This window comes from Cetobacterium sp. (assembly GCF_977044495.1).
In genome coordinates this window covers 26,958-42,855 of record NZ_CDRRQU010000002.1, presented here as the reverse complement: position 1 = coordinate 42,855, position 15,898 = coordinate 26,958, and the positions used below count along the sequence as shown (strand labels likewise).

The 15,898-nt window shown below is 29.0% G+C and carries 19 protein-coding genes and 1 riboswitch; of the genes, 5 read left to right on the top strand and 14 right to left on the bottom strand.

Features of this window, described 5'->3' with window-relative positions:
- Positions 1-3 precede the first annotated feature (3 nt).
- From ACWI69_RS00730 to ACWI69_RS00705, 6 genes are all read right to left on the bottom strand, one after another.
- On the bottom strand, positions 4-1,290 hold the full coding sequence (locus ACWI69_RS00730) for a TRAP transporter large permease (protein ID WP_448819956.1): 1,287 nt from the start codon (positions 1,288-1,290) through the stop codon (positions 4-6).
- On the bottom strand, positions 1,290-1,829 hold the full coding sequence (locus ACWI69_RS00725) for a TRAP transporter small permease (RefSeq protein WP_448819955.1): 540 nt from the start codon (positions 1,827-1,829) through the stop codon (positions 1,290-1,292). Before ACWI69_RS00725 ends, ACWI69_RS00730 begins: the two co-directional genes overlap by 1 nt.
- A 23-nt stretch (positions 1,830-1,852) precedes the next feature.
- Positions 1,853-2,881 carry a C4-dicarboxylate TRAP transporter substrate-binding protein gene (locus ACWI69_RS00720; protein WP_448819954.1) on the bottom strand — a complete coding sequence of 343 codons (1,029 nt, stop codon included), beginning with the start codon at positions 2,879-2,881 and terminating at the stop codon, positions 1,853-1,855.
- Positions 2,882-3,155: 274 nt separating this feature from the next.
- Positions 3,156-3,365 (bottom strand): hypothetical protein, encoded by a 210-nt coding sequence (locus tag ACWI69_RS00715; protein ID WP_448819953.1) that lies wholly within the window; start codon positions 3,363-3,365, stop codon positions 3,156-3,158.
- 66 nt (positions 3,366-3,431) lie between these two features.
- Complete coding sequence (locus ACWI69_RS00710; protein WP_448819952.1) at positions 3,432-3,758, bottom strand: hypothetical protein; 327 nt, start codon at positions 3,756-3,758, stop codon at positions 3,432-3,434.
- A gap of 136 nt (positions 3,759-3,894) precedes the next feature.
- Positions 3,895-4,410 (bottom strand): RrF2 family transcriptional regulator, encoded by a 516-nt coding sequence (locus ACWI69_RS00705; RefSeq protein ID WP_448819951.1) that lies wholly within the window; start codon positions 4,408-4,410, stop codon positions 3,895-3,897.
- A 159-nt stretch (positions 4,411-4,569) separates the two neighbouring features.
- On the opposite strand from ACWI69_RS00705, the gene ACWI69_RS00700 reads away from it, so the two are divergent.
- The gene (locus tag ACWI69_RS00700) at positions 4,570-4,941 is read left to right on the top strand and encodes a pyridoxamine 5'-phosphate oxidase family protein (RefSeq protein ID WP_448819950.1); all 372 of its coding nucleotides are present in this window, start codon (positions 4,570-4,572) and stop codon (positions 4,939-4,941) included.
- A 104-nt stretch (positions 4,942-5,045) separates the two neighbouring features.
- Here ACWI69_RS00700 and treC read toward each other — a convergent pair whose 3' ends face one another.
- Positions 5,046-6,716, bottom strand: coding sequence for an alpha,alpha-phosphotrehalase (gene treC, locus ACWI69_RS00695; RefSeq protein ID WP_448819949.1), 1,671 nt, complete (start codon positions 6,714-6,716; stop codon positions 5,046-5,048).
- Between the two features lie 25 nt (positions 6,717-6,741).
- On the bottom strand, positions 6,742-8,166 hold the full coding sequence (gene treP / locus ACWI69_RS00690) for a PTS system trehalose-specific EIIBC component (protein WP_448819948.1): 1,425 nt from the start codon (positions 8,164-8,166) through the stop codon (positions 6,742-6,744).
- 179 nt (positions 8,167-8,345) lie between these two features.
- Between treP and treR the strand changes: the two genes are divergently transcribed.
- The 3 genes from treR (at position 8,346) to ACWI69_RS00675 (ending at position 10,848) form a co-directional block, all read left to right on the top strand.
- Positions 8,346-9,056 (top strand): trehalose operon repressor, encoded by a 711-nt coding sequence (treR, locus tag ACWI69_RS00685; RefSeq protein ID WP_448819947.1) that lies wholly within the window; start codon positions 8,346-8,348, stop codon positions 9,054-9,056.
- Positions 9,057-9,281: 225 nt separating this feature from the next.
- Positions 9,282-9,380: riboswitch (purine riboswitch) on the top strand.
- 68 nt (positions 9,381-9,448) lie between these two features.
- A complete protein-coding gene (gene add / locus ACWI69_RS00680; RefSeq protein WP_448819946.1) occupies positions 9,449-10,453 on the top strand; it encodes an adenosine deaminase in 1,005 nt (334 codons plus the stop codon).
- 194 nt (positions 10,454-10,647) lie between these two features.
- The gene (locus ACWI69_RS00675; RefSeq protein WP_448819945.1) at positions 10,648-10,848 is read left to right on the top strand and encodes a cold-shock protein; all 201 of its coding nucleotides are present in this window, start codon (positions 10,648-10,650) and stop codon (positions 10,846-10,848) included.
- A 111-nt stretch (positions 10,849-10,959) separates the two neighbouring features.
- Here ACWI69_RS00675 and ACWI69_RS00670 read toward each other — a convergent pair whose 3' ends face one another.
- The 6 genes from ACWI69_RS00670 to ACWI69_RS00645 all read right to left on the bottom strand — a co-directional run bounded on the left by ACWI69_RS00670 (position 10,960) and on the right by ACWI69_RS00645 (position 15,031).
- The gene (locus tag ACWI69_RS00670) at positions 10,960-11,424 is read right to left on the bottom strand and encodes a YbaK/EbsC family protein (RefSeq protein WP_448819944.1); all 465 of its coding nucleotides are present in this window, start codon (positions 11,422-11,424) and stop codon (positions 10,960-10,962) included.
- A gap of 11 nt (positions 11,425-11,435) precedes the next feature.
- A complete protein-coding gene (locus tag ACWI69_RS00665) occupies positions 11,436-11,942 on the bottom strand; it encodes a GNAT family N-acetyltransferase (RefSeq protein ID WP_448819943.1) in 507 nt (168 codons plus the stop codon).
- 159 nt (positions 11,943-12,101) lie between these two features.
- The gene (locus tag ACWI69_RS00660) at positions 12,102-12,350 is read right to left on the bottom strand and encodes a glutaredoxin domain-containing protein (RefSeq protein ID WP_448819942.1); all 249 of its coding nucleotides are present in this window, start codon (positions 12,348-12,350) and stop codon (positions 12,102-12,104) included.
- 433 nt (positions 12,351-12,783) lie between these two features.
- A complete protein-coding gene (locus tag ACWI69_RS00655) occupies positions 12,784-13,992 on the bottom strand; it encodes a DEAD/DEAH box helicase (protein ID WP_448819941.1) in 1,209 nt (402 codons plus the stop codon).
- 77 nt (positions 13,993-14,069) lie between these two features.
- The gene (locus ACWI69_RS00650; protein WP_448819940.1) at positions 14,070-14,708 is read right to left on the bottom strand and encodes a GGDEF domain-containing protein; all 639 of its coding nucleotides are present in this window, start codon (positions 14,706-14,708) and stop codon (positions 14,070-14,072) included.
- A gap of 143 nt (positions 14,709-14,851) precedes the next feature.
- Complete coding sequence (locus ACWI69_RS00645) at positions 14,852-15,031, bottom strand: PAS domain-containing protein (RefSeq protein ID WP_448819939.1); 180 nt, start codon at positions 15,029-15,031, stop codon at positions 14,852-14,854.
- A 187-nt stretch (positions 15,032-15,218) separates the two neighbouring features.
- On the opposite strand from ACWI69_RS00645, the gene ACWI69_RS00640 reads away from it, so the two are divergent.
- On the top strand, positions 15,219-15,473 hold the full coding sequence (locus ACWI69_RS00640; RefSeq protein ID WP_448819938.1) for a hypothetical protein: 255 nt from the start codon (positions 15,219-15,221) through the stop codon (positions 15,471-15,473).
- Positions 15,474-15,898: the final 425 nt, after the last annotated feature.

Below are 15,898 nucleotides of genomic sequence, written 5' to 3'. Positions count from 1 at the left end.
AGTCTACATTAATAAGTTTGGTATATACAATGCTATTGTTTCTGAATAAGTTAAAATAGCTAAAACAACTAATAGTGCTAAAATAAACGGTAATACTTCTTTCACAAATTCATCAAGCTTTACACCGACTATGGTACATGTTGTGAACATCATTGACCCAAAAGGTGGCGTTATTCCTCCAATCATAATATTAACAATTAGTATTACTCCGAATTGTATTGGATCTATTCCAACCTTTAGAGCTGCTTGTACTAAAAGTGGAGCAAGAATTACAAGGGCTGCTCCCCCCTCTAGAAACATTCCAACAAAAAGTAAAAGTAAGTTAACTATAAAAAGTAACATATATCTATTGTCTGTGAAGCCAACTAAAAGGTTTGTTATCATTTGAGGAATTCTTTCCAATGTTAAATAGTATCCAAAAACTTTTGCTCCGATTATAAGAAGCATAACAGAACCTGTTCCATAGACTGTATCCTTTAAAATAATTGGTACGTGTTCCCATTTGAGTTTTTTATACACAAAAACTCCAACTATAAAACAAAATAGCACAGCAACACCTCCAGCTTCTGTTGGAGTGAAAAGTCCCATACGCATTCCTAAAATAATTCCAAAAGGAATTAAAAGTGCCCATATAGAGTCTTTAATTTGGATTAAAATTTCTTTTATTGTTGCTCTTTTATCCCTAGTTGAAGTATACCCTCTTTTTCTAGAGATTATATGTACTACAAACATAAGGGCAATTGTCATCATAATTCCAGGAGTATATCCAGTTAAAAACATTTTAGCTACTGAAACATTAGCTATTAATGAATAAATTATCAAATTTGTTCCTGGAGGGATTACTGGACTTACTGAGGAAGAAGCCGCTGTAACTGCAGCTGAAAATGGTTTTGAAAAATTTCTTTTTACCATCTCTGGAACCAAAATTTTAGATTGCATAGCTGCATCTGCATTTGCTGAACCTGAGATTCCTCCCATCATAGCACTCAATATTACATTGACTTGAGCTAACCCTCCAATCATATGACCTGTTAAAACTTCTGCCATTTTCATCAGGCTTGAACTAATTCCTGAAAAGTTCATAACGGATCCTACCATTATAAAAAATGGAACAGCTAAATATGGGAATGATTCGACAGAAGTTACAAATTGTTGAATAACCATATTGACAGACATTATATTGTTCTGAAATATAAAATAGTACAGTGATGCTCCTATTAGAGCAAAAGCGATAGGTATATTTAAGAAAAATAAAATAAATAAAATAATAACTGGTATAAATGCTTCCATTATATCATCACATCCTCTATTTGCTGTTCAAACTCTTCTTGTTCTTCTGTTTCTTCTATTTCTAAATTATTAAAATTAATAATATCATAAACAAAAAAATAGACAGAATAAATTGTCATTAATCCAAATGAAATAGGTAAAGAAGAATTTATATAAACATATGAAATTTCTAAGGCAGATGTTATTTTATCAGATGAATGTGTGTAGTTATAACTTAAATAGAACATAGAAGCGGCTAAAACCAGCAATAAACTATTTGTGATAATTCTCAGTATTCTTCTTCCTTTTAGAGGAAGTATTTTTGTCACGGCATCTACCCCAATAAGTCCCCTCTTTCTATAACTTGCTGTTGCTCCTAAATAGACCGTCCATATAAAGCAACCAACTGAAACTTCTTCTATCCAAGAGTATTGTATTCCTAAGAAATATCTCAGGAATACATTTACTATTACAAGAATTACAGTCACACTTATTGTGATACTTCCAAGTAGTGCTTCAAACTCTAGTTCTCCAAATTTTTTTACGATATCGTTACCCATGCAAGCCTCCAAACTAGCAAATTCTATTTATTTCTAATTTTATTTAATTCATCCATTATCTGATTGTAGATTCCAGGTGTCCACTTTGGGAATTGGTTAAATACATTTTCAATCGCTTTATTAAATGCGACAGCATCAACCTCATTAAATTTTACTCCAAGTTCCTCTAATTTAGTTTGATACTCTTTTTCTAATTTTATAGTTTCATTAGTGTTATAGATACTTCCATTGTAAATCTCTTCCTCAATAACATTTCTTTGTTCTTCAGTTAATTCATTCCAAACTTTATTTGAAATAGTTACAGCTGAAACTCCCAAAAGATGATTAGTTAAAGAAACTTGTTTTCTAACCTCGTATATTTTAGTTCCATAGATTGTCATTAAAGATCCCTCTAATCCATCCACAACTTTTTGTTGGATTCCACTATAAACTTCCGTAAATGGAAGTGGAGTTGGATTTGCTCCCATAGCTTCTAGAGTTAACATATAAAGTTGGCTATTTGGAACTCTGATTTTTAGTCCCTTCAAATCTTCTGGTGTTTTTATCTCTTTTTCTGTCAACATACTTCTAAATCCAAATAGATAATCTAGTGATAATACTTTTATTCCTTTTTTTTCAGCTTCAATATTTAGATTTTTAACTAAATCACTTTTAGTCATAAATAAATATTCATCAAAGCTATTATATAACATGGGACCAACAACAGCATTATAATCAGGGACATAGTCCCCTAAAAAGTTTATTCCATCTACAGATATCCAGTTTGCTCCTCCAACAACTTGTTCCATACTATCTTTTCCAATTGGTAGTTGTCCACCAGTAAAAACTTGGATTTCTAAGTTATCTTTTAATCTGTCATTTATTTTGTTTACTACTTGGTGAAAAGTTTTAGCTGTTTGCTCATCTTCTACAAATTTCATACTCATTTTAATAATTTTTTTTTGAGGAGCTTTAGCTTGCTGTACTCCATCTGTTTTTTCTTTTTCTCCTCCGCATCCCACTATAAAAACACTTAATACTAACATCAAAATTTTTAAAAATCCCTTTTTCATTTTATCTCCTCCTAAATTAAATTTTATTTTTATAAAAAAAGAGCTTTCAAAAAAAAGATAAAAACCTTTTTTGATGAATAGCTCTCTCTCGTCTCTGCTATTTTATGAAAATCTTTACATTTTGTTTGTATATTTTTAGTTTAAAATATATGTGTTTTCAGTACTTAGTATACTATATTAATTTAAAATGTCAATATTTAAACTGCAATTTTGAAATAATAAAAAAGGTTGTAGACCAATGAATGTCTACAACCTAATCTAGTTTTTCTAAATTTTATATTTTTTCGTTGTGCTTAACAAAGCTAACCAGTCTAATCTTTTGAGGACCAGTTGTGTAAGCTATAACTTCTGAATTTCCAGACTCCATAAATTCTGCTCCAATCTCATCAATCTTCTGCTTTAAAATTTCTTGCTCCTGCTCATTATTTGTTTCAATAGCGATTTCCCATTGCCCCATAATATCCATCTCACTTATAATTTTCATAACTTCATCTCCTTTATGAACCACCTTATTTAGCAGGTTATACTAAATAGATGAAGCTGTTCCTTCTTAATTTATCTTATATCTTCTAGGATTTTTGACAAAATCTTTTTTTAATTTTTCAATTTCAGATGCTTTATTATCTTCCAGTTCTTTAATTTTTAACTCCAAAAACTTTAATTTTTCGTTATAATTAAAATCGGAAGTATTTAAATATTTTAAGTCTGCTCTATAACTGTCTATTAATTTTTCGTTTAAATCAAATATCTCATCAAAAACTATTTGTTGCTCTGTTTTTAAATTTTGCTTTAATTCATTAAAATTTGTAATTTCTACACCAGAAAAAGCTATTTCTTTTAAAACTAGAGCTCCTATCAACATAATTTTTTTCATCATCTTAACTCTCCTCTCTTTGAATCTTTTAAATATTTTTTCTAAATGTATTTTAACAAAAGATTGTTACAGATTTGTGTCAAGAAATGGAAAAGAGCTAGATTTTAATTTCTAGCTCTTACTATGCAAAATTAAAATATTATTTTATTGTAGATTCCCTTTTGGATTTAAACCATTTAAGAGTTTCAATTTCTGTTTCTTGTGGAAGAATTTTTCCGTAAACTTCATTGTATAACCATTTTAAAGTTTTATTTGAAAGATATTTTTTCATCTCATTCTCTCCCTCTTGCATAACTACTTTGATAAAACACGGGCATTTAGTATACGATTCTGGAAGATTATTTTTATCCACTAAGATATTTTTTTGTCTAATCTCAGCACATTGAAAAAGAGGATCTTTTCCCTCAACAGCTTCAACTATATCCCAGAAGGATATATCCTCTGGATTTTTTGCCAGTTCGTATCCTCCTTTTACTCCAGAGATTGATTTAGTTATGCCGGCTTTTCCTAATTTTGTAAAAACTTTAGCTAAATAAGACTCTGATACTCCTTGAAATTCTGCTAACTCCTTAATTCCAACGTAATCCTTATCCTTGAGTTTTACTATATATAAGAGACAATGAATAGCATATTCTACACCTATTGACATTTTCATAATTTAATTTTCACTCCTTTAAACGTACTTACTTTGTATTCTATCATCAAAATATAACTGTTTCAAGAATGAGATTCCTATTGACATAAATTAAAAAAAATGTTAATATCATAATTAGCGATAAAAATTGTCGTTAATTAAAGTTTTGTAGGAGGGTATATGTTTAATGAAAAGTTTTTAGAGGTATTAAAACACGAAGGAGTTGTTTCTATTGTTACTTGCGGAATCAAAGGTGCTCACGTGTCCAATACTTGGAATAGTTATCTTACTATAATTGATAATAATAAAATTTTAATTCCTACTGCTGGAATGATTAAAACTCAGAAAAATATCGCTGAAAATCCTGAAGTAAAATTGACATTAGGTAGCCATGAAGTGATGGGATATAGATATATGGGAACTGGATTTCTTATTGAGGGAACTGCTAGATTTTTAAAAGATGGAGAAGAGTATAATCTGATGAAAGAAAAGTTTTCATTTCTTACTAGAGTTTTAGAAATTACAGTAAATTCATGTAAGCAAACACTTTAGAATTTTTAAAAATTTATTTTTAAATATAGTAGACAAAGTCTTAGATATTTTCTAAGACTTTCTCTTGTTAATAGTGTAGTTTTAGAAAAGATAGAATTTGAAGTCTAAGAAGTGAAAACTGCAAATGATTCGTAAGCTCTCAGTTTTATTTTTTTACTGCTTAATAGTAAATCTTCATAATTTTTTATTAAAATTTCTTTTTCAAGAAACTCCTCTGGAATTTCAACTTCTATCTCATTTTCATAAAAATTATTTATGACTAGAAGTTTTTCATTTTTAAATCTACGAATATATCCAAATACTTGAGGACTATCTTCATACATAGGAATGAAATCTCCATGAGAAATAACTTTATATCTTTTTCTTAACTCGATTAATTTTTTATAGTGATAAAAAACTGAATTTTTATCCTCTAAACTATTTTCAACATTTATTGTGGAATAGTTTTTAGCTATCCCTATCCATGGGGTTCCTTTTGTAAATCCGGCGTTTCTGTCTTCGTTCCACTGAATAGGAGTCCTGCTGTTATCTCTAGATTTTTGACCTAAAATTGCTATAATTTCATCAACATTTTTTCCTTTTTCAAGAAGTAATCTATAATTATTTAAAGATTCCACATCTCTATATTCGTTGATATTTTCAAAATGAGGATTGGTCATTGCAATCTCTTCTCCTTGATAAATATACGGAGTTCCTCTCAACATATGAATAGTTGTTCCCAGCATTTTTCCAGATTCTTTTAAGTATTTTTCACTTCCAAATCTTGAAACAATTCTGGGTTGATCATGATTGCACCAAAATACAGCGCTCCATCCATCTCCATTTTCAATTCCCACTTGCCACTTAAAAAATATATCTTTTAGAGCTTTGAAATCTAGCTCACCCAAAGCCCATTTTTCTCCATTTGGGTAATCCACTTTTAAATGATGAAAGTTGAATACCATAGACAATTCTCTATTTTCCGGTTTTGTATATTCCACACAATGAGAAATACTTGTTGAGGACATCTCTCCTACAGTTAAGCTTTCTGGATATTTTCCAAAAGTATTAGCTGTTAGTTCTTGCAAAAATTCATGGATTTTGGGACCATCTGTATAAAATTTTCTTCCATCTGACGTAGGTGTCTTGTAGTTGTCATCTGGAAATCTTTGATTTTTTGAAATAAGATTTATTACATCTAATCTAAATCCATCTACACCTTTTTCTAGCCAAAAATTTATCATCTTGTAAATATCGTTTCTTAGCTCTGGATTTTCCCAGTTGAGATCAGCTTGTGTCACATCAAAAAGATGTAAGTAGTATTTCCCTAATGATTCTACATATTTCCAAGCACTCCCACCGAATTTAGAAGCCCAATTATTAGGAGCTTTATCAGATGTCCTATCTTTCCAAATATAGTAGTTATGATATTTATTTTCTGGTCCTTTTAGAGCTTCCTTAAACCAAAAGTGTTCTGTTGAAGTATGGTTAATAACCATATCCATTATTAGCTTCATTTCTCTTTTATGTACTTCATCTAATAATTTGTGAAAATCCTCCATAGTTCCAAATATAGGATCAATATTATAGTAATCCGCTATATCGTACCCATTATCCATCATTGGTGAAACATACATAGGAGTTGTCCAAATTACATCTACACCTAATTTTTTTAAATAATCTAGTTTGCTTATAATCCCTTTGATATCACCTATTCCATCTCCATTGCTATCACAGAAACTTTTCGGATATATCTGATAAACCGTAGAGCTTTTCCACCAATCTTTTTTTAACATAATCTACTCACCTTATTTTAATTTATTATTTTTGTTTTTTCACGAATCTACCTTTACTTAACAGATATGTAGCTATAATTGGAGCTATAAAAGCTATTCCCATAGATATTATATAATTTATCCAATATTTTGGTTGAATTGCTAAAAAGGCAGGAAGACCTCCAATTCCTATTGAGTTTGCCAAGACCCCTGTCAAAGTACAATAAATTGCCGCAAGAGCTGAACCAATTAAAGCTCCGTAAAACGGATACATAAATCTTAAATTTACTCCAAACATAGCTGGTTCAGTAACTCCTAACCACGCTGATATAGCAGATGACAAAGATAAAGATTTTAATTTTTCATCTTTTCTGTTTAAAAACATAATTGTTACTGCTGCTGAGCCTTGAGCTATATTACTTAAAGCTATCATAGGCCAAATCATTGTTCCACCTTGAGCAATTAGCTGTAAATCTACAGCTAAGAATGTGTGATGAACTCCAGTTATAACTAGCGGTGCATAGAGCATTCCAAAGAGTATTGAGCCAAATACTCTAAATGGACCAGTTAATAAAATATTGAATATAGCTGCAATATAATTTCCTAGTTCACGAGACACAGGACCTATTACTAAATATGATAAAACAACGGTTGTAAATAAAACTAAAAACGGAATAAGTATCATTTTTAAAATTTCTGAAAAATATTTCCTTAGGAAAAGTTCCATTTTAGCCATAAATATTCCTGCTAACATAGCTGGAATAACTTGAGCTTGGTATCCAACTTTTTCTATAGTTATAAATCCAAAATCCCAGAAAGGAATTGTTCCTGCAGCTTGAGCTGTAGCATATCCATAAGCATTCATAAGTTGTGGCGAAACTAAAGTTATCCCTAAAACGATTCCTAAAATCTCTGTTCCTCCAAATTTCTTCACTGTTGCCCATGTTACTCCTACAGGTAAAAAATGGAATATAGCTTCTCCTAATATCCATAAAAAGCTATGAAGCTCTGCTAATTTTGGATACAAATCTGTCAAAGTTTGGCTTCCATCTCCAAATATTGCCAAATCTCCAATTATATTTCTAAATCCTAGTATCAAACCTCCGGCTATAATAACAGGAAGTAGAGGGGTGAATATTTCTGCAAATCCACCTACAATTTTTTGGAGTTTTCCAGCTTTTTCATTGGCAGCAATCTTTGTTTCCTCTTTAGTTGCTTCAGAAATTTCCGCTATTCTAATAAAATCTTTGTAAAAATCTTTAACTTGATTTCCAATTATTATTTGAAATTGCCCCGCTGTTGAAAAGCATCCTTTTACCAAAGGATTACTTTCTAATTCTAACTTTTTAACTAAAGTTTCATCTTTTAAAACCAGTCTAAGCCTAGTGACACAGTGAGTAGCACTAATCAGATTGTCTTTTCCACCAATTAAGTTTAATATCTCTTTAGCTTCCTTTTCATATTTCCCCATTTTACTCCTCCAATGTTTTTTTAAAAACTTTTTTAAACTTTTATTGAACATATAATACAAAATATTCATTTCTTTGTCAATAACTTGTTTAAACAAGTTTATTTGTTTGAATAACACAGTTTTTCTGATATAATATTTTCAATAAAATTAAAGTAGTTAATAGATATTTAGGAGAATAAATGACGAAAAGTAGATATTTAGAGATATATGACTTTATTAAAAAAAATATAGATGATGGAATTTATTTACCAGAAGAAAAGATTCCATCTGAAAATCAACTGAAGGATATTTTTTCAGTAAGTAGGAACACAGTTCGGAAAGCTATTGATCTCTTGGCAAGTGATGGACTTTTGAGTTCGGTTCATGGAAAAGGAGTATTTGTTATGAAAAAAATTCCTGTTAATTTTTTATTGGGGGGAACTGAAAGTTTTAAAGAGGCTTCTTTAAAAAATAGTTTAAAATACAAAACATCTATTCCAATTTTTGAAGTTCTAGTTGTTGATGATGAGCTAAATAAAAAAACTCATTTTCCTATTGGAGAAATTATTTATCATATTATTAGAATAAGAGAGATTAGTGGAGAAAAAGTTATTTTGGATGATAACTTTTTCTTAAAAGAGGTAGTTGAAGGATTGACGGCTTCAATTGCTATGGGTTCTATATATGAATTTTTAGAGAATAAAAAAAGAATTAAAATTAAGGGAGCACAGAAAATAATTTCGGTTGAACCTCCCAGTGAAGAAGATAAAAAGTATTTAGATTTGAGAGGAAATAATCTTGTAGCTATCGTTAAAAATTTTGCTTATTTGGACAACGGAACTCTTTTTGAATATACCGAATCTCACCACAGAAGTGATAAGTTTGTTTTCAGTAGTTATGCTAAAAGATGAAAAAATGATTGAAGATAGAATAGAAAAAATTAGCTAAAAGAGGGTCCTAGTAAACTCTCTTTTTATTTTTTGTCAGTGTATTAATGAGACTAGAGTATAGATGGTATATTATATTTTGCACAATTCTCCATCTATTTGTATTCTATTTTAAGGAATCTTAGAAAATTTATATCATGTTTAAATTATTTTTATTGACATATAAATAATTTATATTATATAATGTCCCAAATATATTAATAAAACCTTCGTATAACCCTATTAATTGGTATAGGGGTATCTACCGTGGAACCCTAATTCCTGCTTACGAAGAGAATATGTCATGTTTTATGCCATATTTTCTTTATAGGTGGGATTTTTTTATCTATAAAAAATTAAACTTTAGAGGAGAATATATGAATTTAAAAAAATTACCTAAAATAGAACTACATTGTCACTTAGATGGAAGTGTAAGACCTGAAACAATTATTGAATTAGCAAAAATAGAGGGAGTTAAATTGCCAAGTCATGATATTGAAACAATAAAAAATATTTTAATTGCTCCTATGAACTGTACCTCTTTAAATGAGTATTTAGAAAGATTTCAAATTCCTGTGGCTGTTATGCAATCGAAGGAAAGCTTAAAAAGAATTGCATTTGAATTGATAGAAGACTCTGCAAAAGAAAACATAAAATACATAGAAATCAGATTCGCTCCTCTATTACATACCAATAAAGGATTATCCTCTGAGGAGATTATTCAAAGTGTTTTAGAGGGAATAAGAGAGGGAGAAAGATATTATGATATAAAGGGAAATTTAATTTTATCTTTTTTAAGACATATGCCTGTAGAAACGGTTTTCGAAGTTATTGAAATTGGAAAAAAATACATAGGAAATGGGGTTGTAGCAATAGACTTATGTGCTAGTGAAGAAAAAGGGTTTTGTAAAAAATTTATTGAGCCATTTGCATTGGGCAGAAAATATGGATATAAGGTGACAATTCATGCTGGAGAAACCGGAATAGGTGAAAATGTTTTAGATGCTATTCGAACTCTTGGAGCTGAAAGAATTGGACATGGAATTTATATTAAAAATTGTAAAGAAGCTTATGATATAGTAAAAGAAGAAAATATTTTTTTAGAGGTATGTCCAACAAGTAATGTACAGACAAAGGCTGTAAATTCTTTTGATCTTCATCCAATTTTAGACTTTTATAAGGATGGAATTAAAGTAACAATAAATACAGATAATAGAACTGTTTCAAATACAACTTTAACAAATGAATATAGTGTTGTAAAAAATAATTTTGAGATGGATTTTGATATCTATAAAGATATTTATTTAAATAGTGTTGAAGCTGCTTTTACAGATTCTCAAACTAAAAAAAATTTAAAGAGTTTATTGGAAGAAGTAATTTAGTATACTCAATGATATTTAGTTATTTTAAAATAAAAGGTTTACTTTTAAAAAAATATATGTTATACTATTTTTGTAGTAAAGAAATGACACAAGTAAATAAAAATTTTTAAGGAACTATTTTAGCAAGTACTTCTTTATAATAATATTGATTGGGTAAATTGTTACTAACAATTAAAAATAACGGAGGTACTTAAATGAAAGGTACAGTAAAATGGTTTAACGAAGAAAAAGGATTTGGATTTATCACTGGTGAGGATGGGAAAGATGTATTCGCACACTTCTCTCAAATTAAAAAAGATGGATTTAAGTCTTTAAAAGAAAACGAATCAGTAGAGTTTGATGTTGTTAAAGGTGACAGAGGATTACAAGCTGAAAATATCGTTTCTTCGAAGTAATTGAATTTTATAAACCCTTATAGAAAATTCTATAAGGGTTTTTTTATTTTTTCAATTTACTCTCGAGTTTCGCCTTTAGAAAATCCATGTCCCCGAGCATAGATAATCTCTTTATTTTTTGCATACATCAATCCATGAAACAAATGGTGTATATTTTTCAATTTCTTCTATTGTCAATTCAATTGCACTGTTACTACTTCCACACGCCGGAAACACAGTTTTAAATCGTTTTAAAGAGTTATCTAAATAAATATTTACATTTTTATTAACTCCAAATGGACAAACTCCTCCAACTTCGTGTCCAATAGTTTCCAGTACATCATCAAATTTAATCATCTTAGCTTTTGATTTAAAATGCTCCTTATACTTTGAATTATCAATTTTTGTATCTCCAGCAGTTACAATTAAAATAGGATTGTCATTAATGATAAAAGAGAGTGTCTTTGCGATTCTACATGGTTCACATTTTAAAGCTTTTGCTGCCAAATCTACTGTAGCACTAGATACCTCAAATTCTTGAATTCTATTCTCTATTCCAAATTGTTTAAAATATTCTCTAACTTTTTCGATTGCCATTAACTTTCTCCTCAATATTTCTCAGAAATAATTTTTTCATAACAATAAAAGGGTTTTTCCTTTCCTAAAAATTCCATCTCTCCAGCTAATTGAAATCCAAACTTCTTAAAAAGGGCATTCATCTTATCATTTATCGAATAGGTATCTGTTTTTAGATATAAAATTCCATTTTTTAATGCTAATTCCTCGGAAAATTTTAATAAAGATATTCCAACTCCTTGATTTCTAAAATTTGGGTTTACAGCCATTCTATGAATAACCATAGCTTTTTCTGAAGAGTGCCAATTAATACATTTATATTCAGTGGGTTCAGCATAATTTACACAAACAAATCCTCTTATTTCACCATTTAGTTCATCTACATATAAATCTCCTGTTTCTATATCTTTTGAAAAATTTTTAGCTTGTGGGTAATTTTCATCCCATTGGGTATTATTATATAATTTCATTTCTTTTACTGTTGTTGCTATAATTTCCATAATTTTTGAAATGTCTATTTTTGTTGCTTTTCTTATCATGATTTTTTCCTCCTTTCAATAAGAATATATTAGAGATTTTAACTCTTTTTTTAGCACTTTTCTAGTCTAAAATTTAAAGACAAAAAACTTTTCACTATAATCATCTTTTATAGTAAAAAGTTTTTTATTTTGAAAATAAATTTGTTTTCTGTAGTTAAATTACTTACATCCACAACTAGAAGCTATATTTTGCTTAGCAAATTCCTGTATTCTGTCTAATCCTACATATGATGTAAATCCGTTACATTCTTCAGTAATAAGAGTTGGAACAGATCTGATTCCATATTTTACAGCTAAGTCTTCACGAGATTCTAAATTAATAATTTCAATCTCTTTCCTATCTTTTAATAATTCTTTAGCTGGTGTACAGTACTTACAAGTTGGTAATGTGAATAGCATAATTTTCATTAAATTTCCTCCATCGCCACTATCTGGCATCAATTTTATTTGAACTTTGTCATGCTTTTATAATAATATAAAATAATTATAAAAACAATTAGGCACAATTTTGTTACCAGTCACCTATGAGTAACCATATGAAGGATTAGGTTCGATCATGGAAGTAGTAAATACCAATTTAGCTCAGTTACTCTAAATTACGCCCTATTTTAGAAAAAAATTTTTATTTTTTTCTAAATAAAAACATTGTTGACATTTTAGTACGAATATGGTATTATTAGTTGAAACCGATGATTGAGTAAATTTAATACCCCCCAAATTTATTTAAATCTTTTTATTATAACACTCCCCCGTGTTATGAAAGCTTTCTTTTCCCCAAAAGGAAGCTTTTTTTTATCTCTATGAATTTTAATTAATTGCCCCTTATCGGAGCGGTAGGATTTCACTTTCTTTTTTCAGAAATGTTTCTATTTCCTACAGCTTTTCCTTTTCTATTATTGTGTTGTTGATTCATAGGTTTTTTAGATAGTAATCTCTCATCACCATGAATTTGAGAAAACTCTATTTGATTTATTTTCAAAATATCTGCTAAAACTTTTTTATCATCTAGTGATGAGAAAGAGATTACTATTCCATTTTTATTAGCTCTTCCTGTTCTTCCACTTCTGTGAATAAATGCTTCAGTTGTTTTAGGTAGATCAAAGTTTATAACATGAGTAACTTGAGGTATATCCAGACCTCTTGCAGCAATATCCGTAGCTACAAGTATATTATATTTACCCTCTCTAAAGCCAGATAAAGCAGCATCTCTTTGATTTTGTGATAAATTACCCTGAAAGTTTATGGCTTTCAATCCTTTTAGTTCCAAAGTTTTACTCAAATGTTTAGCTTTATGTTTCCCGTTTGTAAAAACAATTACAGATTCAATATCTGAATTGTTAAGTAACTCTATAAGTTTAGATTTTTTATTGTCATGATCTATATAGTATAATTCATGTTCTATTAACTTTACAGGTTCTTTATACTCTATTTCAATAGTTTTGTGCGTTTTTTCTAAAACTTTAAATGCCAAAGTTTTTATTTCTTTAGGCATTGTTGCTGAGAAAAAAAGTGTTTGCTTTTTTTTAGGTGTATATTTTACAATTTTTTCGATATCCTTTAAGAATCCCATATCTAACATATGGTCAGCTTCATCTAGAACTAAAAATTCAAGTCTTGTTAACCCTAAATTTCCCTGATTGATATGGTCTAATATTCTTCCAGGACAACCAACAACAATATCTACTCCTGTTTTTAGAATATCAATCTGTTTTTTTATGGATGTTCCGCCATAAACAGCCAAACTTTTTATTCCAATCTGTTTTCCCAGTTGTAAAACTGTATTGTTAATTTGTTCTGCAAGTTCTCTAGTTGGAGCAATAATAAGTGCTCTAACTCTTCTTCCTTTTCCTTTTGTTGTCGCTATTTTTTCTAAAATAGGTAGGACAAACGCAGCAGTTTTCCCAGTTCCAGTTTTAGCTAGTCCAAGAACATCATTGCCTTCTAGGATTGCTGGAATAGCTTGAACTTGTATAGGAGTGGGTTCTTTATATCCAACAGCATCAATCTGTGCTGATATTTCTTTTTTAAAATTGAATTCTTTAAAGTTCATAATTTCTCCATTTATAATATTTTTTGTGTATCTGCTATTATAACATTATTTTGAAGAAAATAATATAAATTAATTAACTATTTGTAACTATTGTTCCCTTCCCATTTTTTTTTAGCGGTATACAGTGCCATATCTGCTTTTTTATACAACTCATTTATTGTTTTTAATCCTATTTTTTTCTCAGCAATTCCTATACTTACACTTTTTCCAAATTTTTTAAAATCTGATAAAATTATTTTAGCAAAATCTAAAGCTTCTTCTTTTCCCTTTTTTATCAAAATTAAAAATTCATCTCCACCCATTCTTATTGCATAATTTTCAGAACAAATTCTTTCTTTTATTATTTTAGAAAGAGTCTTTAATATTTCATCCCCCACTATATGACCATTTGTATCGTTTAAACTTTTAAAATTATCTATATCTAATAAAATTATACTAATATTTTCTAAATTGTTATAAATTTTAGATATTTTTTCTTCATAAAAATTTCTATTATATAGTCCCGTTAATATATCTTTATATATCTTCTTATTTACTTCGTCAATATTTTGATAGTATATATATAACTCATTAACTTTGTCGTGTTTTATTGGAAATACCTCTATTAGTAGCTCACCTTCATAGGAATTTATCATAGGTTTCATACTAATTCCAAAAAATTTTTTTAATTTTTGCTCCTCTTCTGTTAAATAAAATTCCTTTTCAAAAACAACCATTTGGGATGTCTCTGTAACTTCTCCTAAGGATTTTCTAAGTGAACATTCAGGACAATTTTCAGTTTCTCCACAGCTTTGGTTACTATCTTCTGTATGGATACATGTGAATAAATTTCCAAAAAGTTCCCCTAATTGCTGGGTTTTTAAATGTTTTTTTTCATTATAGTTGTCATATATTTATTTAAAAATCTCACTTCAGCCTTATTGTTTAATACAACAACTCCTGTTGATAAAGTGTCAAAAATTGATTGTAATCCTTCTAGTATTTTAAATCCCCCTAATACTTTGATTAAATTTTTATGCTTACTACTTTTAAATATCACTATTGAAGTATAACTTTTGTACTATAAAAAATCAAATTATTTTTTATTTGTTATAATTGTAGTTAATTAAGAGCAATATATAGTTGTAAAATTATACCGTTTTTTTTTGATCTAAAATTTCAAATATACATTTCAAGTAAATAATTGTATAATAGTTTATAAAATTAACGATTTAAAGGAGTGCTAAATGAAAAAAATTTTATTATCTTTAATTGTATTAACATTGGTTGTAGCATGTGGAAAAAGTAAAGAAGAGACAGCTCCGCAAGAGGTTGTGACAGAGCAAGTTACTATTGTTGATCAAGTTCCTGCTGATAAGGCTATGGAGGCGGGTAAACAATCTGCAGCAACAGAGGTAAGTGAAGAAATGACTGAACAAGTTGTAGTTCCTAATCCTGAAGTTGCAGAGGTAGATGAAGTTCTTGAACCGATAGCCAATTAATTTATAGAAGTGTAGCATCATGATAAAATCTTGGTGCTTTTTTGTTTTTATTAACTTGAAGGAAATAGAGATCTTTAAATGTATATTGCTAATATAATAAACTATGTGTTATGGAGGTGAGTAGAAGTACCTATTGAAAGGGCTTCTTGCAAAATATGGATGTAAAAGATAACGAAAAAGTTTTGACTGTCAAGAATTGGATTATTATTCAAATAATTATGATGATTCCTATTGTTAACATAATTATGTGGATTAAGTGGTTAGTCTCTGAAAAAACCAATCAAAATTTAAAGAATTTTCTAATAGCATCACTTGTTATGATATTTCTTGGAATAATTATTTGGTTTCTTGTCATGGCACTTTTAATGACTTCAAGTATACGGTAAAACAAATAGATGGACTAGTTGTTATTGGTCCATCTATTT